This is a genomic window from Cytophagaceae bacterium ABcell3, from assembly GCA_030913385.1.
Classification (GTDB): domain Bacteria; phylum Bacteroidota; class Bacteroidia; order Cytophagales; family Cytophagaceae; genus ABcell3.
In genome coordinates this window covers 2671941-2698168 of the sequence record CP133159.1, presented here as the reverse complement: position 1 = coordinate 2698168, position 26228 = coordinate 2671941, and the positions used below count along the sequence as shown (strand labels likewise).

General features: G+C 37.9%; 23 protein-coding genes and 1 tRNA gene. 12 read left to right on the top strand and 12 right to left on the bottom strand.

The genetic code is table 11. From position 1 onward, the window contains the following. Nucleotides 1-236: 236 nt before the first annotated feature. Nucleotides 237-386, top strand: coding sequence for a hypothetical protein (locus RCC89_11005; protein WMJ73687.1), 150 nt, complete (start codon nt 237-239; stop codon nt 384-386). On the opposite strand, the gene RCC89_11000 is transcribed toward RCC89_11005, so the two are convergent. After that, complete coding sequence (locus RCC89_11000) at nt 383-931, bottom strand: HAD-IIIA family hydrolase (protein WMJ73686.1); 549 nt, start codon at nt 929-931, stop codon at nt 383-385. The genes RCC89_11005 and RCC89_11000 overlap by 4 nt on opposite strands. A 79-nt stretch (nt 932-1010) precedes the next feature. On the opposite strand from RCC89_11000, the gene hemG reads away from it, so the two are divergent. Both hemG and RCC89_10990 read left to right on the top strand, forming a co-directional pair. Then, nucleotides 1011-2300 carry a protoporphyrinogen oxidase gene (gene hemG, locus RCC89_10995; GenBank protein ID WMJ73685.1) on the top strand — a complete coding sequence of 430 codons (1290 nt, stop codon included), beginning with the start codon at nt 1011-1013 and terminating at the stop codon, nt 2298-2300. Nucleotides 2301-2328: 28 nt separating this feature from the next. After that, complete coding sequence (locus tag RCC89_10990) at nt 2329-3069, top strand: polyprenol monophosphomannose synthase (GenBank protein ID WMJ73684.1); 741 nt, start codon at nt 2329-2331, stop codon at nt 3067-3069. Here RCC89_10990 and RCC89_10985 read toward each other — a convergent pair. After that, nucleotides 3059-3817, bottom strand: coding sequence for an RNA methyltransferase (locus RCC89_10985; protein ID WMJ73683.1), 759 nt, complete (start codon nt 3815-3817; stop codon nt 3059-3061). The two genes, RCC89_10990 and RCC89_10985, sit on opposite strands and share 11 nt — an antisense overlap. Before the next feature lie 16 nt (nt 3818-3833). On the opposite strand from RCC89_10985, the gene RCC89_10980 reads away from it, so the two are divergent. From RCC89_10980 to RCC89_10965, 4 genes are read left to right on the top strand one after another with little or no spacing between them, the layout of a single operon-like run. After that, nucleotides 3834-6227, top strand: a complete 2394-nt coding sequence (locus tag RCC89_10980; protein ID WMJ73682.1) for a BamA/TamA family outer membrane protein — start codon at nt 3834-3836, stop codon at nt 6225-6227. Nucleotide 6228: 1 nt separating this feature from the next. Then, nucleotides 6229-7695 carry a hypothetical protein gene (locus RCC89_10975; GenBank protein WMJ73681.1) on the top strand — a complete coding sequence of 489 codons (1467 nt, stop codon included), beginning with the start codon at nt 6229-6231 and terminating at the stop codon, nt 7693-7695. Then, a complete protein-coding gene (hemF, locus tag RCC89_10970) occupies nt 7692-8582 on the top strand; it encodes an oxygen-dependent coproporphyrinogen oxidase (GenBank protein WMJ73680.1) in 891 nt (296 codons plus the stop codon). Before RCC89_10975 ends, hemF begins: the two co-directional genes overlap by 4 nt. Nucleotides 8583-8585: 3 nt before the next feature. Next, nucleotides 8586-9164, top strand: coding sequence for a phosphatase PAP2 family protein (locus tag RCC89_10965; GenBank protein WMJ73679.1), 579 nt, complete (start codon nt 8586-8588; stop codon nt 9162-9164). Here the strand turns inward: RCC89_10965 and RCC89_10960 are convergent. The 3 genes from RCC89_10960 to RCC89_10950 all read right to left on the bottom strand — a co-directional run bounded on the left by RCC89_10960 (nt 9151) and on the right by RCC89_10950 (nt 12017). Then, a complete protein-coding gene (locus tag RCC89_10960) occupies nt 9151-9834 on the bottom strand; it encodes a LytTR family DNA-binding domain-containing protein (protein ID WMJ73678.1) in 684 nt (227 codons plus the stop codon). The two genes, RCC89_10965 and RCC89_10960, sit on opposite strands and share 14 nt — an antisense overlap. A gap of 180 nt (nt 9835-10014) precedes the next feature. After that, a complete protein-coding gene (locus RCC89_10955; protein ID WMJ73677.1) occupies nt 10015-10614 on the bottom strand; it encodes a riboflavin synthase in 600 nt (199 codons plus the stop codon). A gap of 2 nt (nt 10615-10616) precedes the next feature. Then, on the bottom strand, nt 10617-12017 hold the full coding sequence (locus tag RCC89_10950; protein WMJ73676.1) for a sugar transferase: 1401 nt from the start codon (nt 12015-12017) through the stop codon (nt 10617-10619). 167 nt (nt 12018-12184) lie between these two features. On the opposite strand from RCC89_10950, the gene RCC89_10945 reads away from it, so the two are divergent. Then, nucleotides 12185-12832, top strand: a complete 648-nt coding sequence (locus tag RCC89_10945; GenBank protein WMJ73675.1) for a protein-L-isoaspartate(D-aspartate) O-methyltransferase — start codon at nt 12185-12187, stop codon at nt 12830-12832. A gap of 89 nt (nt 12833-12921) precedes the next feature. Here RCC89_10945 and RCC89_10940 read toward each other — a convergent pair whose 3' ends face one another. From RCC89_10940 to RCC89_10925, 4 genes are all read right to left on the bottom strand, one after another. After that, a complete protein-coding gene (locus RCC89_10940) occupies nt 12922-14361 on the bottom strand; it encodes a hypothetical protein (GenBank protein WMJ73674.1) in 1440 nt (479 codons plus the stop codon). 228 nt (nt 14362-14589) lie between these two features. Continuing rightward, on the bottom strand, nt 14590-17361 hold the full coding sequence (locus RCC89_10935) for a 7TM diverse intracellular signaling domain-containing protein (protein ID WMJ73673.1): 2772 nt from the start codon (nt 17359-17361) through the stop codon (nt 14590-14592). A 280-nt stretch (nt 17362-17641) separates the two neighbouring features. After that, nucleotides 17642-17715 (bottom strand) — tRNA-Pro (locus RCC89_10930). A 101-nt stretch (nt 17716-17816) separates the two neighbouring features. Next, nucleotides 17817-18452 carry a YceI family protein gene (locus RCC89_10925; protein ID WMJ73672.1) on the bottom strand — a complete coding sequence of 212 codons (636 nt, stop codon included), beginning with the start codon at nt 18450-18452 and terminating at the stop codon, nt 17817-17819. 385 nt (nt 18453-18837) lie between these two features. Here RCC89_10925 and nagB point away from each other — a divergent pair, with 385 nt between their 5' ends. Continuing rightward, nucleotides 18838-20844 (top strand): glucosamine-6-phosphate deaminase, encoded by a 2007-nt coding sequence (gene nagB, locus RCC89_10920; protein ID WMJ73671.1) that lies wholly within the window; start codon nt 18838-18840, stop codon nt 20842-20844. Between the two features lie 74 nt (nt 20845-20918). Here nagB and RCC89_10915 read toward each other — a convergent pair whose 3' ends face one another. Next, the gene (locus RCC89_10915; protein ID WMJ73670.1) at nt 20919-21332 is read right to left on the bottom strand and encodes a response regulator transcription factor; all 414 of its coding nucleotides are present in this window, start codon (nt 21330-21332) and stop codon (nt 20919-20921) included. A gap of 500 nt (nt 21333-21832) precedes the next feature. Between RCC89_10915 and RCC89_10910 the strand changes: the two genes are divergently transcribed. Then, complete coding sequence (locus RCC89_10910) at nt 21833-22327, top strand: DUF892 family protein (GenBank protein ID WMJ73669.1); 495 nt, start codon at nt 21833-21835, stop codon at nt 22325-22327. Between the two features lie 52 nt (nt 22328-22379). Here RCC89_10910 and RCC89_10905 read toward each other — a convergent pair whose 3' ends face one another. Further along, on the bottom strand, nt 22380-22868 hold the full coding sequence (locus RCC89_10905) for a cytochrome c (GenBank protein ID WMJ73668.1): 489 nt from the start codon (nt 22866-22868) through the stop codon (nt 22380-22382). Between the two features lie 233 nt (nt 22869-23101). Here RCC89_10905 and RCC89_10900 point away from each other — a divergent pair, with 233 nt between their 5' ends. Continuing rightward, a complete protein-coding gene (locus RCC89_10900) occupies nt 23102-23464 on the top strand; it encodes a putative zinc-binding protein (protein ID WMJ73667.1) in 363 nt (120 codons plus the stop codon). Further along, nucleotides 23457-24722, top strand: coding sequence for a hypothetical protein (locus RCC89_10895; GenBank protein WMJ73666.1), 1266 nt, complete (start codon nt 23457-23459; stop codon nt 24720-24722). Before RCC89_10900 ends, RCC89_10895 begins: the two co-directional genes overlap by 8 nt. A gap of 152 nt (nt 24723-24874) precedes the next feature. On the opposite strand, the gene RCC89_10890 is transcribed toward RCC89_10895, so the two are convergent. Next, nucleotides 24875-26224 carry a voltage-gated chloride channel family protein gene (locus RCC89_10890; protein WMJ73665.1) on the bottom strand — a complete coding sequence of 450 codons (1350 nt, stop codon included), beginning with the start codon at nt 26222-26224 and terminating at the stop codon, nt 24875-24877. Nucleotides 26225-26228 lie beyond the last annotated feature (4 nt).

Here is a 26228-nt window from a genome sequence, read left to right as displayed (position 1 = left end):
TAAACCTTCAGGCTGTAAATAGTTTGAAGGTTTTTATTTTTTACCCTCAGAGGCAAACAAGTTCCATTACCGACCATACCTAAAGCACTGATTTATGCTACTTTTATCCTCATAATAAAACCTTTCGCATCATTCAGGATTAAAAAATTAGGCAACAATATATACCCTTAGTCACTTTAACAAAAATATATTAAGCCAGTTATTTATAAATAAGACGAATTTAGGGAGGGAAAGAAATGAAGTACTTACTATTGACAACCGTCACATTAGGGATGTTATTTTCATCATGCGCTAGGCAAAGAACATGTCCCGCCTATATGGAGCTAAATGATGTTAAACAGCAAGAATATACCGAGAAAGGCTTTAAGGAAGTAAGGGAAGTTTAAACCTTTACTTCCTTTCTTATTTCTGCATCTTTTAACAAAACAAACTTGGCAGCATCGAGTAAGTTATCTTTCACGTAATCTGCATAAGAACAAATTCCTTCATTCACTTCATCTTCTAACAAAATAGTCTGTAGTCCCAGTTTACGGGCAGGAATCAGATCACGTTCTCTGTCACCAATCATCCACGACCTGTCCATATCTATATCAAACTTTGCGGCCGCCCTTTCAAACATAAGGGTACCTGGTTTACGAGATAGTGAATTGGTATAATTTTGGTGCCACGGAGAATAATAAAAAGCATCAATTAAGTGGCCACATTCCCGCTGAAAATATTCATGGCATTTCTTGACATCATCGTGACCATATATGCCTTTGACTATACCAGATTGATTAGTAATCACCACCAAACGATATCCACTAGCCTTAAAGCAGTTTAGCGCTTCTATCACACCATCGAGAATTTCGAACCGCTCAACAGTATAGGTATAATCTACATAATCTTTATTAATGACACCGTCCCGATCAAGAAAAATACATTTATTCATTAGCAGGTAATTTTATCTTAACAAATTTAACCTTTAATTAGCACTTATTAAAAATAAATAAGTCATTAAAGGTACAAACATGACTATTATCATTGGAGCGGGCATTTCCGGCTTGGCTTTGGCCTGGTACATGCAAAAAGCAGATAAGCCATATATACTACTCGAAGCAGAAGATAACCCTGGTGGTTATATTCGAACAAAACAGCAAAATGGTTACATCCTAGAGTTAGGCCCTAACTCTCTTATATGCGATGAGCATACGCTGAGCTTTCTGAAAGAAACAGGCCTGTATGAGGAAATAGTTCCTGCTAATGAGGTGAGCAAAAGCCGTTTTATATATAAAAATGGCAAATATCAAAAGCTACCAGACAACCCAATATCACTACTTTCGAGCTCCTTTTTCAGCATGTCTAGCAAAATGTCAATACTGGGTGAATTTTTTAAAAAGCCCAACATTGACCCCAATGAAAGTGTAGCAACTTTTTTCAGGCGCCGTTTTTCACAGGAAGTGGTAGAGTATGCGGTTAAGCCGTTTATTGCAGGCATTTACTCAGGCGACGCGGAAGACTTACTGATCAGCGAAACGTTCCCTACGTTACATCAAATGGAAAAAGACCACGGTTCTATATTGAAAGGGTTTATTAAAAATAAGACTGGACGCAAGCAGTCCATAACCTTCCGCAAAGGCATGCAAATGCTTACCGACAAGGTCGCATCTCAACTTAAAGGCTTAAGGTGTAATGCCAAAGCAGAAGCCATATACAAAGAAGGCCAAGGCTATAAAGTGTGCTGGGATGAAAAAGGAAACAAAGAAGACGCAACCTGTAAAAATGTGGTACTGGCACTTCCAGCCATGCATGCTTCCCAATTATTTAGGTTTAACTCTCCACTACCCGATGTACTGAAAAAAATTGACTATGTGCCAGTAACAGTTGTTCATTCAGTATATGAAAAAGCATCAGTACAGTCCGATTTGAACGGTTTTGGAGCCCTTCACCCTCAAAAAGAAAATTTATTTACAAGTGGTACCATTTGGAGCAGCTCTTTATTTGCAGAAAGATGTCCCAAAGACAAAGTGTTGCTTACTTCTTTCATAAGACAATGTACCGATAAGGAAAAAGAAAAAGAAGTATTACAAAAAGTACATAAAGAACTGTCAAACAACTTGCTAATTAACAAAGAACCTATTTTTAAAAACATAAAAGTTTGGGAAAAAGCAATTCCTCAATACAACATAAATTATAAAAACGCCCGTTATGAAATAGAAAAAGCCGCTGGTGAAAATATGTTTATAGCAACCAATTGGTACAAGGGTGTATCCATACCAGATTGCATAAAAAAAGCAGCAGATTTAGCTGGTAATTTGTAATTGATTTTTTTTGAAATATTTTTGGGGCGTGAAAAAGACATTAGTAATCATACCGACCTATAATGAAAAGGAAAATATTGAAAAAATGGTCAGGAAAATATTTTCCTTGCCACTGCCTTTCCATCTTTTGATTATTGATGACAATTCACCAGACGGTACAGCAAATATTATAGAAAACCTTCAGAAAGAATTCCCTGAACGGCTACATCTGGAGAAAAGAGCTGGGAAACTGGGGCTAGGGACAGCTTACATACATGGCTTTAACTATGCACTGCAAAGAGATTATGAGTATGTATGTGAAATGGATGCTGATTTTAGCCACAACCCAGAAGACTTAATCAAACTCTATAATACCTGCGAAGAAACTGGAATCGATCTGGCTATTGGCTCCAGGTATGTCAATGGGATAACTGTAATAAACTGGCCTATAGGCAGGGTACTTATGTCATATTTTGCCAGTACCTATGTTCGCTTTATAACCGGCATGCCCATACAAGACACTACTGCGGGGTTTAAGTGCTACCATAGAAAGGTCTTGGAAACTTTAGACTTTGACAGAATACAATTCCAAGGCTATGCTTTTCAAATCCAAATGAAATTTGAAACATGGAAATTTGGCTTTAAAATAAAAGAAGTCCCAATAATATTTACCGACAGAGAACATGGCACTTCCAAAATGTCTGGAAACATATTTAGAGAAGCTATTTTTGGCGTGTTAGGCATGAAATTAAAAAGCTTTTTCAGGCACTATAATAGACCTAACCTTTAGAGTGTAAGCTTCTGGCAATGTTGTCGCAAATAATTCCTGTGGCAACGCCTACATTTAACGATTCAGCTCCCCCCCTGCCAGGAATGGCAATTTCTGTGGTAATATGCTTTTTGAGTTCGTCGCTAATACCTGCCGACTCGCTGCCCATTACCAAAATACCCTTAGAGGAGAAGTCAACAGAATATATATTCTCCCCTCCTAACATGGCCCCATATACAGGCAAATCAGGATGTTCTTTTAAGTACTTTACTAGATCTCCATACCAAACATTGACTCTTGTAAAAGAACCCATGGTAGACGAAATTACTTTAGGGTTGTAAAGCTCTGCGGTATTTTCAGAACAAAGCACTTTTTTGATGCCATACCAGTCAGCAATTCGGATAATTGTACCAAGGTTTCCAGGATCTTTCACCTCGTCTAACATCAATAAATACTCATTTTCGTGAGGAGCCAAACTTTTTTGGCTTTTCATATGTACAATAGCTATTCCTGCGTTATTAGAGGAAAACGACCCAGCTCTTTGAAGGTCTTCCTCTGAAACAATATTGACAGGCATGTTTCTGTGTTTTAACTCACCGGCACATAACTGTTCAAATTCTTTGGTGAGGAATAAAGAAGAAATCTCAAAATCTGATTTAAGAAGTTCAGCAATATTTTTAGCTCCTTCTACCAGGAACTGATTATAAATGCGTCTGAACTTTTTTATTTGTAAAGATTTGATGAATTTTAGGTGTTTTTTGGCAATCATACAGGAAACCACAATTTTGAAGGTAATATATAATATTTTTCTTTATGTTGCTTGTATTGTTTTGATCTGCTCCTGCCGGGTAAGCAAACATCTAGGTGAGGGAGAATACCTTGCATACAAACAACAAATAGAAGGAAATTCAGAGGTTCCTCGACATCAACTTGCGAACCTTTACAGGCAAGAAACCAACCGGAGGGTACTCGGCACCCTTCCCAACCTTAGTATGTACTATTTTGGGAAGTCATTTTATAGCGCCCAACATTTTAAAAACAAAATTGCTTCTACCGAAGAGCGGTTTAACAAAAAACTACAAGATCCAGATATCAGCGAAGGTAGAGAACACCGTCTAAACCTAAGAAAAGAAAAAAGGTTAGAAAAATACAAGACACGGCTGGAAGAAGGCAACTGGATTATGCGTAACCTAGGTGAACCTCCTGCCATTTTCGACTCTGTACTTGTTAACGAAACTGCCAGACAAATGACCTTTTTCCTGCATTCAAAGGGACACCTGCATGGCCATGTCAAACCTAAGATTGACACCTCGGGAAGACGCGTAAGCATTACCTATCAAGTAGTAGAAAAAAGGCCTTTTAAAATTTCAAAAGTAAATTATGTCATAGGGACAAAATCTATAGACACACTGGTCAGAGAAAACCAACACAGGTCTTTAATAAAAGTTGGAGAAAACTATAACGAACAAGCCATTTCTGGGGAGCGCGAACGCCTGAACCGCCTCATGAAGAACAATGGCTATTATGATTTCACCAGGCAGTTCATACATTTTGAAGTAGACACCTCTATTAATGCTTATGAAACTGAAATTGATGTTATCATTCAAAACCCTAGAGGTCAAGAGCATAAAAAGTATACTATTAGCAATGTTTATTACAATACAGATATAAGCACCCCCCCCGACATGAAAGATACTATAGTTCATGAAGGTGTACATTATATCTATAACAATAAGAACTTCTCAAAAAGGATACTGAACAATAAGTTGCAGATTCATGCGGGAGACGTGTTTTCTCAAGAAAAAATTCAGCAGACCCAAAGACAGTTGGCAATGCTGGACAACTATCGATTCATTAATATCAACTTTGAAAAAGACAGGGATACCACCACGTTGACCGCCTTTATCAATACAAGTCCGCTGAAACGTTTTCAGCTAACAGACGAAGTTGGGGTAAATGTAGTAACACAGGCATTTATACCAGGGCCTTTCGGAAATGTCAGTTTTAGGCAAAGAAATGTTTTTGGGGGCTTTGAAATACTAGAATTTAATGTTCGCGGTTCAATAGATGGGCAAGCGAGTGTTTTGGACCCAACCAACATTCTCAGAACTTTGGAGTACGGCGGAAACGTTTCTTTAAGTTTTCCAGAGATATACTTTCCGACAAAGATCCGGCACAGGTTTCACCCATATAGCCCAAGAACAAGGTTTTTGACCGGTTATACCATGACCGACAGGCCTGAGTTTACCAGAGGAAATCTTAAAGCCTCTATGACCTATGATTGGTTTCCTAGCATCAACAGAAGCTGGTCGATAGCCATAGCAGACCTTAACATTATCAACACCATCAGGCAAGATGATGACTTTATAAGATATCTTGAAGACTTAGAAGCACAAGGCAACCCATTGCATGTAGCTTTCAGACGAGCTTTTGTTTCCTCTATGCACGCTTCTTATGTTTTCAATAACCAGCAGATGGGAGAAAACAAAAAGTCTAGGTTTATAAGGTTATTCGCTGAATCCGGAGGTACCCTAACCAATTTTTATAACCAGTTTACACCTACCGAAGATGGAATATTAGGCTTGCAGTCTTATAGGTTTTTAAAAGGAAGCGCTGATTTCCGTTACAATTTTCCAATAAGAAGCAAAAGTTCCTTTGCAATGCGCTTCCATGGTGGAATGGCAGGAGCCTATAGCGAAGAAGGTGTGCTGCCTTATGAAAAGTTCTTCTTTGGAGGAGGTAGTAACAGTGTAAGAGCATGGCACCCCAGACGTTTAGGACCTGGTTCATTTGCTGACAGAGACGGCGATGGTGTCCGTAGGTTCACGTTCGAGCAGCCAGCAGAAATTATTTTCGAGACAAGTTTTGAATACCGTTTCAATATGATCGGCTTTCTTGACGGTGCTGTTTTCATAGACGCAGGTAATACCTGGATGATAAAAGAAGATGAAACAAGGCCTGGTTCAGGGTTTAACCCAAGTGAAATAGCCGTAGGTACAGGCTTTGGTTTACGATTCAACTTTAGCTTCCTGATCGCTAGGCTAGATTTAGGTATCAAAGCTTGGGATCCGGCTGAAGCAGGAACAGACCGCTTTGTCTTAAAACAACTTGTACAATCGCCACCACTTGGAAGAAGAGACCAGATCGTTTTGAACATTGGTATCGGATACCCTTTCTAATATGGCTAATGATAATACTTCTATCAGGCCATTTATTTTATATAGTGGCCTAGTAACACTTGTATTTCTCCTCCTCACCAGAAACTTTGGTTTAGGTATAGAAATTGACGCTGTGCACTTTTTATACGCAGCACAAAATATTCCAACTAAATTCACTAAACCCAACAATGATTTTTTTATAGACTGGCCACCACTATACCCCTTGGTACTTTCCATCTATCAATTGGGGGCGCCAAAAATTCCCATTTTAGATTTCACAAAGTACTTACATTTATTTTTGATATTAGTCAGCGGCTTGTCGTCTTTATACCTGCTCGCAACTTTTGTTAAAGAAAAAGCTTACCTCTATCTGGCATCCCTAGTTTTTGCTTTTTCGTTTCCTTTATTGCTTGTCCATATCTTTGCATGGTCAGAACCTTTGTTCATTACCATACTAATGCTAATTATGGTTTGTATAGTTAGGCTGCAAAAAAGTACAAACCATCTACCATTCTGTTTTCTTCTTCCCCTAATATTCCTATTGATCATGCAGCGAAAGTCAGGGATTATGTTCGTTCCAGGCATAGCCTTGGTTCTGCTTACTTTGCCAAACAAAGCATTTAAAACTAAAATCATCTATTCAGGATTTGCTGCTCTTACAGGTGTAGTATCCTATGGCTTATGGCAGTATTACAGAAAAAAATTTACCGGTCACATGTTCGGTGAAGCATACTGGGACCTTGAAAGACTATACCTTAACCCATTAGAGACTATTGACCAACTTAGCACCTGGTTTTTACCACATCAAATACCTGCTTATGTAAGAGTTAGCACCCTAATAGTCCTAGCATTCTTCCTATATAAATCAAACATTGTTAAAGGTATATTCTCAGAAGTCAATAAGTCAACAGTATTAAAAACTGCCCTATTCTTGTCAGGCTCATACCTAATCGTACTGAACTTGGTTTTGGTATATGTACACATAGCAGATGATTTTGATGACAGAATTTTAGCTCCTGCCTACTTACCAATTTTTATACTTCTTATAGGTATGGCCTACCTAATAGACCAAAAGAAGTTTACTATTAAAATCAGGAATATTTCCATACCCATCCTACTTGTTTTTGCTTGCTGGATGCTCTACCCTACAATGCGCACTGCAAAACATATTATTTACCTCAACCAAGATGGTACAGGAGGGTATAACCATCAAACTTGGAACAAAAACCTTGTGGTTCAAAAAGCAAAAACCTTGGAGTCCGGTGTTCCTATAATATCCACGGACAACTATGCTTTACTTTACCAAATTAATATAAAAGAGCAAAACAACAGAGATATACGGTTTTCTATTCCAGAATCCCCCTTTTATTTCATAGACTTTTTCAACAATTCAGACCTTCCACCGGAAATTATTGAAAAAATAAATAACTTGCCATCTAGAATAGTTTACCAAAACAAAGAAGGGAAAATACTCCTGATATCACCATGAAAAAAGAAGATTGCGCCTCTTGGTTTAGACAGTTACAAGAAGAGATATGTCAAGCATTAGAACAAGCCGACGGTAAAGGTAAGTTTAAAGAAGACACTTGGGAAAGAGATGGTGGAGGAGGCGGATTTTCGCGCGTCATCACCAATGGCAAAGTAATTGAAAAAGGGGGAGTCAACTTTTCGGCAGTACACGGAAAAATGCCTGAAAAAATACTCAATGCATTAAAAGTAGAGGCTTCTGACTTTTATGCTACAGGTATTTCCATTGTCCTGCACCCCGTTAACCCGCATGTGCCAATTATTCACATGAACACCCGTTACTTTGAAATGAGCAATGGCACCCGTTGGTTTGGTGGAGGAATAGACCTTACCCCCCACTATATAAACAGGGAGGATGCTTCCTACTTTCACAGAAAGTTAAAAAATGTTTGCGATCAATATGATCCAAACTATTACAGTAAATATAAAAAATGGGCTGACGATTACTTTTACATCCCGCACAGAAATGAAACAAGGGGTATAGGGGGAATATTTTTTGACAGGCTTACATCCAATGATAATAATGAGCTAGGGAAAATATTTAATTTTGTAAAAGATACAGGAAAGACTTTTGCGCCAGTTTATACAGAATTAATGAACAGGCATAAAGAAAAAAGCTTTACAGAACAGGAAAAAACATGGCAGCTCTTACGCCGAGGAAGGTATGTAGAGTTTAACTTAGTCTACGACAAAGGGACAAAGTTTGGCCTTGACACCAATGGGCGGACAGAGTCTATTCTTATGAGCTTACCACCTTTAGTTTCGTGGGAATACAACCATCAGCCAGAAAAAGACAGTCCAGAAGAAAAAACACTTTTACTGCTTAAAAAAGGAATAGATTGGGCCTAAGCCATGCTTGAAATACTAAAAGAAATCGATGTTCAGATACTGTTTTTCATAAACAGTTTACACCATCCAATAATGGATGAGATTATGATATTTTTTACCAAAAGATTTACGTGGATACCGTTCTACGCATTTTTAGTATTTCTCATCATTAGGAAAGAAAAATTTAACAGTTGGTTGCCACTGGTGTTTATAACTTTAATAATCATTATGGCAGACCAATTTGCTTCGGGCTTAATGAAACCTTTAACAGAACGTTTGCGCCCATGCCACAATGCATCCCTTCAGGACATGCTTCACCTACCGTACGGATGTGGGGGGAGATATGGATTCTTTTCTTCCCACGCAGCAAACACTTTTGCAGTAGCAGCCTTTTTAACAGGCTTTTTTAGAAAGAAGGTGTTTTATTTAATGTTTGTGTGGGCAGCCGCAGTTTCTCTGAGTAGAGTTTATTTGGGCGTTCATTATCCATCAGATATAACCGCAGGTGCCCTTTCGGGCACCCTTATCGGATATATCATGGTAATGCTATATTTTTACTGTAAAAATAAACTACAAAAGCAGTCTGTTATTAAAGCATATTAAGACGCTTCATAAACGATTCTTTATAGAAAGCACCTATTGGGATATACTTCTTTTGAATAACCACATTCAGGTTTTCAATAGTTTCTATCTTATCCAAGTTTACAATATAAGATCTATGCACACGTGCAAATTTCTCTTCAGGAAGCCTGCTCTGGAAACCTTTCATGGTAGAGTGAACGATATGCTTACCTGTAGAAGTAATGATCATAATGTAATCTGCAAGGGCTTCAATATATAGCACGTCAGCAAGGTTGATCTTAACGATCTTAGCATCCGAGCGCACATAAAGATCCTTCAGGTCATTGTTACCAAAAGCTTCTTTGTTCTTTTTAAGCGCTTTGTTGATCGCTTTTAAGAAACGCGGGTATGTAATAGGCTTAACCAAATAATCTGTTACATCATAATCAAACGCTTCCGCTGCATGATCTTTCTTGGCAGTAATTAAAATGATTTCCGGAGAAGTTGAAAGCGACTGAATTAGGTCATAGCCTGACATTTCTGGCATTTCAACATCCAGAAAAATAAGGTCTACTTTTCCTTTGGAAAGTATATTTCCAGCTTCTATCGCATTAGAACATACTCCAACAAGATTAAGCGCATCTGTCTGCTCAACAAAGTGCTTAACTATATTCCGTGACATTTCCTCGTCATCAATTATAAGACAATCCATATTTTATGATTATTTCTACATTTACTTTAAACAAAACTATAAAAAAAACTATTATTATACAGTATTAGTACGCCAAAATCAGATTTGCTTACCAAATAAGCACTTAAGCAAACTATTGTTGTCGACCAAACGATTATAGCTAATTAATTTTTAACATCAATAATCCATCGACATCATTACCTACCGGTCCAAATACCCACCTTTCAGCATACGCTGAATATACTTGCCCACAATATCAAACTCAAGGTTCACTACATCACCTTTTTGGAGATCTTTGAAGTTTGTATGTGTCAATGTAAATGGTATAATATGTACTGAAAAAAAACCTGGTTTAGAGTCGACAACAGTCAAACTTACCCCATTGACGCATATTGACCCTTTCTCTACTGTTAGGTTTCCCTTATCAGGGTCATATTCAAAGTTGAAAACAGTACTTCCATCCCGCGCTTCTATACCAGAACAAATACCAGTCTGATCTACATGTCCTTGAACAATATGTCCGTCAAACCTGCCCGAAGCAGGCATAGCTCGTTCAATATTCAAAAAGTCCCCTACTCCTACTTTGCCAAGACATGTTTTATTTAAGGTTTCTTCGATTAATGTTACGGTATAGCAACTGTCAAAAACCTGGGTAACAGTTAAACAAGCGCCATTATGGGACACACTTTGATCAGGCTTTAATTCTGAAGTGAAAGGCGCTTCTATATAAAAATGAATATTTCCCTTTTCTGGTTCAATTTTTACGACTTTTCCTAACCCTTCTATTATTCCGGTAAACATAGTTATTTGCCCCTCCCTTGAATCATTATTATAATAGTGTAAAAAATAATCTGTAAATCTAATGCCAGGGACATATTTTCAATGTACAAGACGTCATATTTCAAACGGTTTACCATTTGATCTACATTTTCGGCATACCCATATTTCACCTGTCCGAGAGAGGTTATTCCCGGCCTAACTCTTTGCAGGTGTTTATAATGCGGTGCCAACTTAACTATTTGATCTATAAAATACTGTCTTTCAGGTCTAGGGCCTACCAAAGACATGTCCCCAATTAAAACGTTATAGAACTGAGGCAATTCATCAAGCCTTGTTTTTCTCATAAACCTGCCCCATGGTGTAACTCTAGGATCATCATCGCAAGCCAAAGCTGGCCCATTTTGCTCAGACCCTATGTACATACTCCTATATTTCACAATATTAAATGGGATACCGTCCCTGCCAATCCTTTCTTGAGTATAAAATATAGGGCCTTTAGAAGATAGCTTGGTAACAAGGGCTAAAACAACAAAAACAGGCATTCCGATTAAAAGAACGGAAAAAGAAATGAAAATGTCAATAGCTCTTTTAGTCGCCTTTTGCCAAACAGGTATAATATCTTGGTTTATCTGAATCAGCGGAAGCCCAAAAATCTGCTTAACCTTTACCGATCCTACGATCAACTGATAGATATCAGGGATAATATGAACTTTCACATTTGTACTGTTGAGCATAGAAAGAATCTGAGAAATTTTTCCATGCTCAGACGGCTCAAGCGCTATAACTATGTGTTCTACATTACATCGCCTAATCACCTTTTCCAAATGGTCGTAGTGCCCAAAATGCCGTAACCGATCTTTAAGAAAGTGTGAATTGTTATCGAACACATGCATGTACCCAATAAAGTGCATCCCTAAAGTTTCAATGCTTTTCTCTACTTCATTAAGAATTTCTAAAGCATTTTGGTCTGACCCTATCAATAATGTATTAAAACATACCCGCTTGCTTTTCAAAAGCCATTGAGTATACGATATAATAGATATTTTCTCGATAGCAGTAAAAGTGAACTGCAAAAGAAAATAGGCAGAAAAAGTTTTATAATAAGCCGTATAATTGTCAACCCCTTCATCGTCAAGCAATAGAACAAAAAAGATAAATACGGCACCTAAGAAGGTAGTCGTAAACAACCAAAAGAATTCTTTGATACGGGACTTGTTATATATATTGCTGTACAAGCCAAAAAAAGCGTAAAATATAATCCAGAAACTTCCTATTATCATAGAGTTTCCGATCAGTTCAGCATCCAGTCGCTGTGGCTCCTCCCCCAGCAAGTGCCTACGAATGGTATAAAAGCATATCCAGGCTAATGCAGCAGCAAGAAAATCCCCAACTAAAAACCTGAGAATATGGAGTGTTTTTTTCAAGTTATTATCTCCCTTAAAAATTATACCTGCCGTTTGAATTCATTTCACAGGTCAAGGCACAAAATATTTATTTTTTTATCTAACGCAAGAAGACACAAAAGTGGTTTAACTTCCTTAAATTTGATTTCACAAAATTATAGCTTTTTTAAATATAAAACACATAAAGAATGTCAGAAGACAGCTATAAACATATGGGTATGAGAAATCAGCTTGTAAGAAAGCTGAGACAAAAAGGGGTAAATGACGAAAATGTATTAAAGGCCATCGGCAACGTTCCCCGTCATTTTTTCTTTGACAAGGCTTTTGAATCTCACGCTTATCAAGATAAAGCTTTTCCCATAGGAGAAGGCCAAACTATTTCTCAACCCTTTACGGTTGCTGTCCAAACACATTTGCTAAGCGTAAAACCAGGTGATAAAATATTAGAAATAGGCACAGGTTCTGGGTACCAATGCTGCGTACTGCTAGAACTCGGCGCTAGGGTATATACGATAGAATATAAAAAAGCCCTTTATGAACGTGCCAAGCAATTTCTACCATCATTTGGCTATAAGGCGCACTTTTTTCATGGAGATGGAACCCTAGGTATGCCTACCCATGCCCCATATGACAAAATCATTGTTACTGCCGGAGCGCCTGCAATACCTGAAACCTTGTTATCACAATTAAACCCTGGTGGCATTATGGTAATCCCAGTAGGGAATGCAGATCAACAAAAAATGCTCAGAGTTGTCAAAAAAGAGGACAATACCATTGAGCAACAGGATTATGGTTTGTTTAGGTTTGTCCCTCTGTTAGGCAAAGAAGGTTGGTAAACACACCTTAATCAGTTTGAGCCCGCATGGCTTTTTTTAACAAAAACAGGTTTAGTCATAGACATAACTTCTGTTCTGTTTAATTCCTCTTACAAGGACAACCACTCGATTGAAGCTCCTATAACATGAGCAAGAGGGCCTGACGAACCCTGATAGCTAGGCTTGGGAACCATCTTAATAGTAACAGTTCCTGCGCTTGTATCTTGATATAACTCTGGAATGTAAGCATTTCTAGCACCGCTACACAATGGACAACCTAGAAAATCAATACCCCAACAGCCATTCTTCGTAAAAACTTCTGAGAATGTGCTGGCATTTTTACTCTTATAAGTTATTTCAAATATTGGATGCTGACCTATTACAAAGGAAGAAAGGAACCCATATTTTCCTCTACCTGTTCTAGGTACTTTAAAACTCAGTCCTGACCCTGACACACTCTTTAGCGCATGATGAATAAGCCTTGGATTCCACCACCCGGTTTTCTTCAGGGGATCATATTGCAAAGGCTCTGGTGTTATTTCCGTCAAACCTTGGTAAGTAACCTTAATACTGGCCTCTTTAAGTGCTTTTGAAAAAGAAAAGGGGGTGTAAACTTCATTATTACCTGTATACATGGTAATCCATGTATCATTCCCATGGGCTACTCCACTACCTGGCACTGTAGTTTTAACAGAACCGGACAAATTCTTCTGCATATGCAAGGTAATAGTGGAGTTTTGAGGTGGGTAAAACAAGCTTTTTTGGATATCAGTTACCGACTCTTTGATGTTAATACGGGGCACCACATGCATCCCATCCTGCCCTTTAACTAGCATCCAGCCTTCTGAGAGATAAGAAGGGACTTGTTGAATATTCCTGATACAGTTTAGAACAAGTTCACACCCGGACAAACAAGCATTTTGGAGAGACCTCACCGATTTTGTCACATGTAAATAGGCAACAAATTTGAATATCACTTTCTCAGAGTATGCTGGGCGGTTTGAAAGTTGAACTAATGCACTCTTATAATCTACAAGATCATCCAACACAATTGGGTTATTGCCCCAACTAAGTATCTGACAAGAAATGTAATTTAATTTGGAAACAATACTTTCTGAAAACCCTGACGGAATAGCCCCAAAAAGAGCCATAAAACTATTAATAACCTCTTCTGCATGATCTCTATTCCTTTGGACTACTGTCTCAAGTCTATGTTGCTCATCATTTGACAGTGCATAATCAATTGATAGCAATGTTTCATAGTAAGCCGACAATAAACTGTTATTGTCGGCTTGGAGATAACCGTCAGGGTTTAAGAAAAAAAAATGGTTTAGCCAGTTGTAAGATCCCTTATTAAATGCGATATCAGAATTCCAGCTCCAAGGAAACTCCCCTATACCGGTCAAGTCGAGCATTTGTAAATCGGAAGAGGAAAAATAACCATCATTTTGCAGTCGTTTAAGAAGTCCTGCATAAAAAACTTTCTTAATTGAATCAAAGCTTTCTTTTCTAAAGTTCTTTGACTGTTTTTGACTTTCTATTACAAACATGATCTTAACCGGAAAGTGTTTTAACCTTTCACTATCTGATATGACCAAAGATTTGAAAAAGTGCTAAAAAACACACTAACATTTGGGACAATGCGTTACAAGTTTTGAGACACAAAACATAAACCGCTTAAAATCAGATAATTTAAACAAAAAAATTATTCTTTAAAAAAGAAATAAATAAAAAAACCTAAAAGGTGATTGGTAAGCGCTCAGATAAAACCGCCCTGTTTACACTGCCGACTCTTCTTTACCTATAAATTCGGTTGGAGTCATTCCATACAAAGCCTTAAAACACTGGCCAAAATAAAAAGGGCTCGAAAAGCCAGTTTGATAGGCAGTATCAGTAACACTATAGCCTGATTTAAGCATAACCGAAGCCCTTTTCAGCCTATAGTTCCTAATAACCTCATTTGCATTGACACCTATTACGGCAGAAAGTTTACGGTTGAGGGTTTTTGAGCTTACAGACATGTGGTGAGCAAGCTCTGAAACAGAAAGCTTAGAGTCGTCCAAACGCTTGTCTAGGAAAGCATATATTTCATTCAAGAAAGGATCTGCACCTTTAACTGCATGTTTCTTTTGAATTATAGGGCTGTTTAACTCATTTTTCAGATGTTCCTTTAGCAAAAGCTTATTAGAGAAAAAGTTTCTAATCCTTAGTTTTAACTCTTCAAACAAAAATGGCTTGGTAAGGTAATCGTCTGCAAAACTTCCCAACCCTTGCAGGACGTCATTAGGAGTAGCCTTGGCCGTTAATAAAATCACTCCTATATGTGAGGTTAGTTTTTCAGTCTTCACCCTTCGGCACAGCTCAAAGCCATCTATTTCAGGCATCATTACATCAGAAATAATAAATTCAGGAAATTTGTCCTGTACCATAGCCCAAGCTTCACTCCCTGTACGTGCGCATATCACAGTGCAAAATTCACGTAATTGTTCTGCAAGCACTGTAAGCAAGGCTTCATTGTCTTCTGCAAGTAATACCAAAGGCTTGTTTGGAGCATAAAGAGAAGGTGCTAGATCCGCCGCCTGCTCTTCTTTGGTAGTAGGCAACAAATTTGATTCCGGTACGTGTTCCTCAAAAATCAATGGAATGTCAACAGTAAAAGTACTGCCTTTCCCCAAGGTGCTTTCTAAGGAGACGGTTCCGTGCATACTTTCTACACACTCCTTGACAAGGGCAAGACCTATACCCGTCCCCTTCTTTACTTTTTGGCCAGCATCTTGAACCTGATAAAAACGATCGAAAACCTTTTGCTTCTCTTCCTCACTGATTCCTCTCCCACTATCAGACACAACAAGTTTAAGATGCGACCGTTGATCGACAGTTGCCGAAACTTCAACTAAACCACCAGGAGGAGTAAATTTAAGAGCATTTGACAATAAATTATTTAATACCTTCTCAAACTTATCTAAGTCAACGATAAAACTTGCATCTGAAAGCTTGTTATGCAAAACCAATTTTATATGAGCATTTTCTGCCACAGTAGAAAAGCCCACTATTGCGTTTTTAACAACCTCGTTTAAATTTACAGGTTTTAGCTGGATAGCTCCAGAATCTGCCTTTCCCATATCCAGCAACTGATTGACTAAACCCAAGAGTTGATTAGAGCTGTTGCGAATTCCTGCCAAGACTTTTTGATCAACATTATACTTTTCCAACTTTCCAGCTAAAAGGCTAATAACAGTCAAAGGAGTCCTAAACTCATGGGTAACATTTGAAAAGAACCGGTTTTTAAAGGCTTCTATTTCTTTAAGCTTCTCAGCTGTTTTGGTTTGTTCGACCTGTTTTTCATAAGCTGCCCTTGTATCCAATAAATCTTTGGCCATTGCTTCAGTCTGCTTGAATACAAAAGCATACCTTTGGGCAAGGTTAAGACTTTGTAAGACGACAAAAGCAAAAAATGCCACTGGCAAGAAATAAGCACTCTCAATAAATTGAAGTTCATTAAGAATATCATTAAAGGCCGTCACAAAGATCAAGACCATCCCAACAAGCACAAAATTACTTCCGGGTGCCTTGTCTTTACTCGCTTTTAATACTATCCCAAAAATATAGATACAAGAACTAGCAAAAAGCACAAATATTACTCCCAAAAATTTTCCATAAACAGCATTGGGAGAAACCAACACCAATAGCACATAAGCCATTCCTGTTATAACCACAGCATGCTTCACTTTACGAGAGAACCTATCAGGAAACAAACTACTTATAAACAAAGAAAAGCATATATAAGCAAAGGGAAATGTCAAGTATAAACCTTGAAGTGAAAGATGCCAGTCCGCCTCTGGCCAAAGCAGAAAAAACACTGTGCTGCCAGCAAAGGACTCGCGTATGGCACTAAACAAACAAATCAATGAGAAAAACAGAAAACTACACTCAGAGGTCTTGAGGACAAACATACCCAAATAGTAAACCCCTATAATAAGAAGGCCTCCAATAATAAGGGCAGAATAAATTACCTGTGCATGAACTTTTCCCTCCACCACACTACTATGTCCCAAAACAGGAGCAACATTAATGCCTCCTGTAACAAAGTCATGGTTAGAAACATGAAAGACCAACCAAGTAGTGTCTTTATTAGGTCTAAAGGAAAATTTACGAGGTACCGTTTGTGGCACCATATCACCACCCATAGTTGGTTTCCCAACTTGCCCTACCAAGACGTCGTCAATGTATATCTTATATGCAGAATGTACGGAAGGGATATAAATGGTATAATTTTTCCCAGTATCAGGAACCACCACTTTCAACCCATAGGTACAAAAACCGACAGCACTTTCTTTCCACTCCCCAGGTACGGTGGCAAACTCTCCCTCCTTCTCCAGTTGCTGTGAAGAGACAAATTTCCCCCATGAGAAATACCACGTGCCACTGAGCGAAGCTGTTTCTTCGCACGATTGCTCGGAAAGCTTTAATGTTCCATTAGAAATATTAACTGCCGAAACATAATCGTAAAGAAAAAGCAGCAATAAGATAAGGAATAGCTTTCTCAGCATGAACATATTAGCCAAACAAGGTCAACCTTGTTCCTAAAATAAGGAATAAAGCTGTTAACCTCTTAGTTATTTGAATTTCTATCTCAAAGATAAGCATATAACAAAAGTAGAACAACAAATATTACATTTAGGCACCCTTAAAAACTCCGCCTGTGCTATTTGTAGTATTTGCGCCTAACTAATCACTACATCCGTTTCACTTAAAAAGTAGTATTAGACATCTAGCAATCCAGAGGTAAAAAAATCACAAACCTGATAGGCCAATAAACAGAAAAAAATGTCGGAGTGGCAGGATTTGAACCTGCGACCTCTTGCACCCCATGCAAGCGCGCTACCGGGCTACGCTACACCCCGATATATGTGTTATGCAAATTTATAAAAGAATTAGAAGCATAAAAAAAGACCGACAGAATTGCCGGCCCTTTTTTCACTTATTCGTTAACCACTTTCGAATATTATTTTTTAGATACTAAGCTAATTTCAAGTTCAATATCATCAGCAAGTACAACATCTTTCATCCCACTTGACCAAGCTACTTCATAGTCCTGACGGTCAAAAACAAGTTTTCCAGAAGCAGTTACAACACCATCAACTTCTTCTACTACTACATCTGTTACTTTTTCTTCATTGGTAATACCACGTACAGTTAAGTCTCCTACCAATGTATTTCCTTCAACTTCATTTATTACAAATGTTGCTTCAGGATAATTTTCTACATCAAAAAAGTCATCAGAAGACAAATGACCTACTAGTTTAGATGGAGTATTTTCTTCATCGTAATTATCATCAGTAGGTTTGATAGAAGAAAGATCGGCAGTAAAAGAGCCACCGGTAACAGAGTTGCCTTTAACTACAAGATTGCCTTCTTTAAGTTTTAAATCTCCTGCATGGTGCTTTATTTTAATCATAGTACCTTTCCACTTCACATTAGAAGCCTCTGTATCTACAACCAATGATAATTCTTCAGCACCTTCATTTTCTTCAACAACTGCCTTTTTTGCTGAAGATTGTTCTGTATTATCCTGTGAGCCACCGCAAGAGTAAAGCGCAACAGAAGCCATAAGGCCAAAAACGATGTGTCTTACTTTCATAGATTTTTATACATTAATTGTTCATACATTTAATACTGCGATTATAAAAAAAGTTCATTAAAAACCCTAACATAAATCATTTTTTCTAACAAAAAACGAACAAAACAAGTATTAGTATATACATTTTACGCTAAGTCTCGTAGAAAATACAAAAACCCCAATATGTTTAACCTGAAATATGCAATAGAACTTTTCCTCATGACGAAATCTATTGCATAATTCAGGTTTAATAGGGACTTTTATTATGGTGGCAAACAACATAATCTCTATCCATTGGCATGTTGTTCTTTTAGAACTCTTCAACAAACTCTATTAACAGTTGCGGGTTTATTAAAGGGGCTTAATCACCCTAAGACTTTTCAAGAAATAAAAATTTTTAGCAATCATGGCAGTTAACTCAGATAACGCGATCAAAGAATTAAACGCTTCCCTAAACTATACTCCTCCTTGTAGCGACAATAGAACTATCAACTATAATGAAGGGAAAGGATTATTAGGAAGGTTTGAAAAAATTCCAGTCATTATCCATGATGATGCTGGAAAAGCCTCTATTGAAATAGCAAAAGAAATAGGAAGGATAATAAAAAGCAAGCAGATACTAGACCAACACTGTGTACTGGGCTTAGCCACAGGATCCTCTCCTAAAGCTGTATACAAGGAGTTGGTAAGAATGCATAAAGAAGAAGGGCTGAGTTTTGGGAATGTCTACTCCTTTAACCTCGACGAATATTATCCAATGGAGCCTGATTCCCTGCAAAGCTACGTCAGGTACATGAAGGAGCATTTATTTGATCATGTTGATATACCAAAAGAAAATTATTTTATCCCTGATGGCACTATAGCACCTGAAAAAATCTCCTCCTATTGTCAATATTACGAAAACAAAATAAAAGAATTAGGAGGAATAGATTTACAATTACTAGGCATTGGAGGCAATGGCCATATCGGCTTTAACGAATCAGGCTCATTAAAATCAAGTGTAACAAGACTGATAGCATTAGACAGCTCAACACGGGCGGCAGCTTCAGAAGACTTTAACGGCATCCAGAATGTTCCAAGAAAGGCGATAACGATGGGTATTCAGACTATTCTGGAAGCAAAAAAAATAATTATAATGGCCTGGGGAGAAAGAAAATCTGCGGTAGTAAAAGATGCCGTGGAAGGACCAGTTACTGAGTATGTCCCTGCATCTTTTTTACAAACTCATAACGAAGTAAGCTTTTATCTTGACTTGGCTGCTTCGTCAAAATTAACAAAAGTTAAAACTCCATGGCTGGTAGATTCTTGCATATGGGATGAAAAGTTAATCAAAAAGGCTGTAACAGATTTAGCTATTACATTAAAAAAGCCAGTTTTAAAACTCACTGACAAGGATTATAACGACAATGGTATGGGCGAGCTGTTGGCTTTGCACGGCCCCGCTTATGATATTAATTTAAAAGTATTTAACCAAATACAACATACCATTACTGGCTGGCCGGGAGGCAAACCCAACGCAGACGATACTTATCGCCCAGAAAGAGCAAAACCTGCGAGCAAACGTGTTTTAATCTTCAGCCCACACCCTGACGATGATATTATTTCTATGGGTGGCACTTTTATGCGATTGCACGACCAAGGTCACGAGGTCCATGTTGCCTATCAAACCTCTGGGAACATTGCTGTTTCAGATGATGAGGCATTACGATTTGCAGACTTCATGTCGGATATGAATAAAAATTTTGGGTTTGGCAATGATGAAATTGAAAACATCTATAAACAAGCCAAGAATTTTCTAAAAAAGAAAAAAAGCAGTGAGAAGGACAGCCCCGAAGTAAGAAAAATTAAAGGGTTGATAAGGAAAAGCGAAGCTAAGGCAACCTGTCGTTTTGTGGGGGTACCAGAGAAAAACGTCCATTTCATGGATCTTCCTTTCTATGAAACTGGACTTATAGAAAAAAAGCCCTTGGGAGAGGAAGACATACAAATGACCATAGATAAAATAAATGAGATAAAGCCCCATCAAATATATGCGGCAGGTGACCTTGCTGACCCTCACGGAACCCATAAAGTATGTTTAGATGCCATCATGTTCGCCCTTAAAAACATAAAAGAGAATAAGCCAAAGTGGATAGAAGAATGCTGGCTATGGTTGTACAGAGGAGCTTGGCAAGAATGGGATATAGACCAAATAGAAATGGCTGTCCCGATGAGCCCAGACCAACTGTTAAAAAAACGTTTAGGAATATTTAAGCACCAATCGCAAAAGGACGGAGTGGTATTTCAGGGGTCAGACTCCAGAGAGTTTTGGCAAAGGGCCGAAGAAAGAAACCGTGGAACTGCAGACTTGTACAACAAATTAGGACTTCCAGAATATGAAGCTATAGAAGCTTTTGTAAGGTTTCACTATTGAAACAGTATTAATCCTATTAAAAAACAAGGGGCTTCGAAAAGCCCCTTTCATAACACTTACCTCAACCACAGCAGTTAACTTATTGAAGTTTCTGCCAAATCAATTACAGAGGCATGACGCTTACGCCCCAACAAATTCGTAGCACGCATCATTAACTCTTCAGGGTTAAATGGTTTGCTCATATAATCATCTGCGCCAAGCTTAAAGCACTTTACTTTATCAGTGGATCTATCGGAGCCACTTAATACAAAAATAGGTATTTTACAAAAAGCTTCCGCACAACGCACCCGTTCAATAAAGTCAAACCCATCTACTTCAGGCATTTTCAAATCAGTGATTATTAAATCAGGGAAAAGTCCATCATACAGTTTAAGCATGGCTTCTGCACCGTTTCGTGCCTTGACAACAGTATGCCCCGGTCCAAAAATAACTGGCATTAACGAGAGGATTGACGTAGAGTCATCCACTGTTAAAATAACTTTCTTCATAGCTAGATTTAGTTAAGTTAAAAAATAGTAAAAAAGCAGGTTCATGGCTGAACATACTTAAAAACAGTTAGATATCTGCACAATATATAAATTTAAAAACTAAACCTACAAACCTAGCCATGTAAGTTATGAACATTTTAATCAATAATACCAACATCCATTTTATTAAAACTAAAACTTGCATCAATCAATATCACATATAAAGCGTGTAATTTTTACCGTAAGATTATCAAATTGTCTGAGACTAAAAAAGCAAAAAGGAACTGCTGATTTTTAATAAAAAACAGCACCATCTAAGTGCAAGGCAGCAACATTTGACTAAAGAAACTTAAACACTGCTAAACCCTGTCTAAAACCTAAAAATCACATTAGGAACCTTTCAAAAGAAATGCTGTAACCTTGATGTTTAATACAATTAGTGTTGTCCTTATATACAAGACTAATCCATGTTAAACATTTCTAAAATATTACAGGTTTTGCATAAAAACAGAAATAGAAATATGAAAGTAAAGAATCCAGAAGACCTGTTTGCTAACATAATAAAAAACCTGTATAGTGCAGAAACTATGTTAGAAAGAGAATTGCCAAAGATAGCGAAAAAGGCTACCAATAAAGATCTTGCGAAAGGTTTGGAAGCTCATGTTCAAGTGACCAGCAAGCAAAAAGAAAGGTTAGAGCAAATTGCGGACACCTTAGGCATTACACCTAGAGGGAAGAAAAGCATCGCAATGGAAGGGATCCTTCAAGAACTTGAATCCGATTTACAAGAAGTTCCTCAGGGAGAACTATTGGATCCTGATTTAATAATTGCAGCACAAAAAGCGGAACATTATGAAATAGCTGCCTATGGATCTGCGTGTGCCATGGCCAAAGCAATGGGAAATGAAAAAGTTTTGAACCTTTTGCTAAAGACGCTAGAAGAAGAAAAAGCACAAGATATGAAGTTGTCAGAATTAGCCGAAAGCTATATCAATCAAAAAGCACTTCACATGTAAAAAAATAAATGGGTTGTTTAAAAACAACCCATTTAAACTATAGCGCATACTATTATTGGTCTTTGGAACGGAAAAACTCCAAGAGTGCTCTTGCACCTTCCTCTGACACATCCTGATAAACCATCTGAACATTATACTCAGCCAATAGCTTTTTCGCAATTGGGTCTTTTTGTGTCATTTCTACCGGATTGAGAATAATATTCATAATCCATTCCGGTGTTCTTCTTTCAGTGATTCCTTTAAGAGCAGGCCCTACTACCTTGGTATCCATTTGATGACATGCGCTACAGTCACTGTTAAAGATACTTTCACCTTTGGCTATTAAATCCGCGTCAAGCTCATCCGAGAGCTCAACCGAAGAAATAGGCCCTACTCCTTTGTCAGAACCAGGTGGGTTGGCATTGGTACTGCTAGTACTTTCAGCAGTATTACTCTTCTTGCTTCCACTGTCTGACGCGGGTTTGTCATCGCCTGAACAGCTAAAAAAGGAGACCATTGCAAACACCAAAGAAGCATTGATAACTTTTGAGATTTTTCTCATAAATACGCTTTTTTAGTTGGAAATAGTTATAAATATAAAGCTTTAAAATTAACCCTCCCCTATTTCATTTAAAATGATATAGTTTAGTTAAGATAATGACCTAGATCAACTTTTATAAATTTATTTATTTGTAAATTTAAAACAAAACAAACATACACAAAACTCTAACAAACAACACATTAAATAAATAAATAGCACCTAAAATTAAAGATATAAAGATCTTAAATGATTTTATGACACCTAAAAACAAGATAAAAAAGCCAGTGGTATTCGCCTGCTCAGGATGCTCTGACGCAGGCAAAACTTCTTATAACCTGGCACAATACTTAAACGAAAAAGGAACTGCCGAAATGTCTTGCTTAGCTGGAATTTCTGCAGAAATTCCGGTGTTCTTAAAGAAAGTTATAAACCGCCCTATCTGGATTATTGACGGATGTCCCATCCAGTGCGCAAAAAGTGTAATGGAAAAATTACAACTTCAGGAAAACTATCATATCCAATTGAGGGATTTCGGGATAAAAAAGTATGACAACAAGGACACAGACCTAGAAGACTTGTCAGCAGAAGTCATAAGAAAAGCGCCAAACCATGAATAAGAAATATTTCTTAATAACACTAGTAAACCTCCTGATAGCAGGTTCTCTTGGTGTACTTTTACGGTACATGAGCATTGCACCAACAGGTTTAAACTTTAGGTATATTGTTCATGCGCACTCGCATGTGGCTTTTTTGGGATGGGCTTACATGGCCTTTTTCTTGTTAATATTATACTTGTTTTTGCCCGAGAAATTTAGCTCTGACAAAAGCTACAAATGGATGTTTTGGCTAAACCAAATATCTGTGGTAGGCATGCTGGTTGCTTTCCCTCTTCAAGGTTATGCACTATACTCTATCGCATTTTCTACTTTACATATTTTTTTAAGTTACTGGTTTGCTTTCAAACTGAACAAAGATTTAAAAACATCGCCAGTAAAAAGCAAAACAGCTATAAACTTTATTAAAGGGGCATTACTATTCCTCGTCATTTCTTCTATAGGTCCTTTTGGACTAGGTATCATTATGGCCAAAGGGTTGGCAGACAGCCCCATTTATGACTTGGCCATTTACTACTACCTCCACTTCCAGTACAATGGGTGGTTTATTTTTTCCGCATTAGGCATACTTTTCAAACTCTTTGAACAGCATGCGATTACTTTCCCAGAACGAAAAAGTAACTTGTTTTTCAAAACATATTTCTATTCAAATTTCCCAGCTTTTTTGTTGTCGGCATTATGGCTAGAAACTTCTGCAGCCGTAAATGTTACAGCATTTGTATCAGCACTAGTTCAACTATTAGGTACTTTTTGGTTGGTACACATGGTTCAAAAATTTTGGAAACCTATGTTGGCAAAACTTAACAACAACGAAACATTGTTGCTAAAAATAGCTCTGGCATCATTTATCCTAAAGAACGCCCTACAATTTTTGTCATCCTTTGTTATCATTTTCCAGATAAGACATTTTATCATCGGCTACTTACACTTGACCTTAATAGGTTGCATAAGCCTATTTCTAATATCAGTGGCCTCAAACTTAAAATTCAATACCTTGAAGGGGTATTGGGCAAATGCTGCAGTATGGCTAATCGCAAGTGGTTATATTTTAAGTGAAATCATGCTATTTGCACAGGGGACAAGTTTTTGGCTTCAAAGTGGCATAATACCTTTTTACGACCAATCAATAATTATTTCAAGCTTATTGATGCCCGTTGGCTTTTTAATCATTTGCATTGCAGGTGTTTTCAAATTATTTTATAGTAAGCCCTGTCAACCTACACCTAACTTTCAACATGAAATAGATTATGTAAATAAATAAGCAGAGAAAACTCAAGCGTTTTTCCTGCTCACCATTTCGTTAATCCAAATAGGAGCATATGGCGAGGTACACCCTTTTGAAACAGGATAATCACAGTAAACTCCAAGCTTTCCCCTTTTATTGCATATATCAGGTTTAATAAAGATTACATACTATAAATTGACCACCTCACTGCCACAAGCACTATTATTATCCTTCTTTTTCTTTTTTCGTATTTCGGCAACACTACCTAACCTTTCACCTTTCTCCCTACCAAAGAAAATATGCTTAGTACTCCCAATGACCTGAGAGTTATAAATCCCACTATGTCCCGAAAACAAATAACTAACCACACAAGCCACCCCTATGTAAATACCGGCATCCATACCAAAAAGCTCCAGCCCCATCATCATACAAGCCAAAGGGGTATTAGAAGCTCCTGCAAAAACAGCCACAAATCCCATAGCAGCCAACAATGCCATAGGTAAAGGAATGAATAAATGCAGCGCATTACCTAAAGTAGCTCCAAGGAAAAACAACGGTGTCACTTCTCCACCTTTAAAGCCTGCTCCAAGTGTAACCACAGTAAAAGCAAGCTTCACCAAAAAATCATATGGGGGAAGCTGATCATGAAAAGATTGCTCAATGACAGGCACTCCTAAACCGATATACTTAGTAGTACCAATGGCATATACAGCTACAGCCACAATGACACCACCTAAGACAGGACGAAGTGGCGGAAACTTGATCTTCTTGAACATTTTGCTGCAAAAATGCATAGACAAGGAAAAAAGCCTTCCACAGAACCCAAAAGCTACACCCGCAATTATTGCATACAAAAGTGTACCAGGGTCAAGCAAAAGCAGTTCAGGAACAGCATAGTGGGTATGATGAGCACCCCATAGGGTAGTAACATAGTCGGCTATAATAGCGGCAAAAAAACTTGGCACCAATGCTTCATAGCGCATCCGGCCAATCAAAATAAACTCAAGCCCAAAAATAGCTCCTGCTAAAGGCGTTCCGAACACAGAAGCAAAGCCAGCACTGACACCACAAACTAGAAGTATTTTACGGTCTCTTGGCCGCAACCGAAAAAGTTTGGTAAACTGGTCAGCCAAAGCCCCACCCATTTGAACCGCAGTTCCTTCCCTACCAGCAGAACCTCCAAAGAAATGCGTAACTATAGTTCCGAACAACACAAGGGGCGCCATAATAAATTGAATCGGCTTTTTCGGGGTTTGTATTTGCTCAATAATTAAGTTATTCCCAGCTTCCACTTCCCTCCCAAAATGATAGTACAACATACCTACAGCAAAACCACCAAGAGGAAGCAAACTGATAATCCATATATTATTTTCACGCCAATTTCCAGCCCATTCAAGTGAATACAAGAAAAAAGCAGACGCCGACCCTGCTAGTATTCCTACAAGAACACATATCACGACCCACTTTACTACAAAAACTGTTAATGGATAAAACTCTGAATATTTAATTGGCTTTGGGACAAAATCAAACTTTGACATAAGT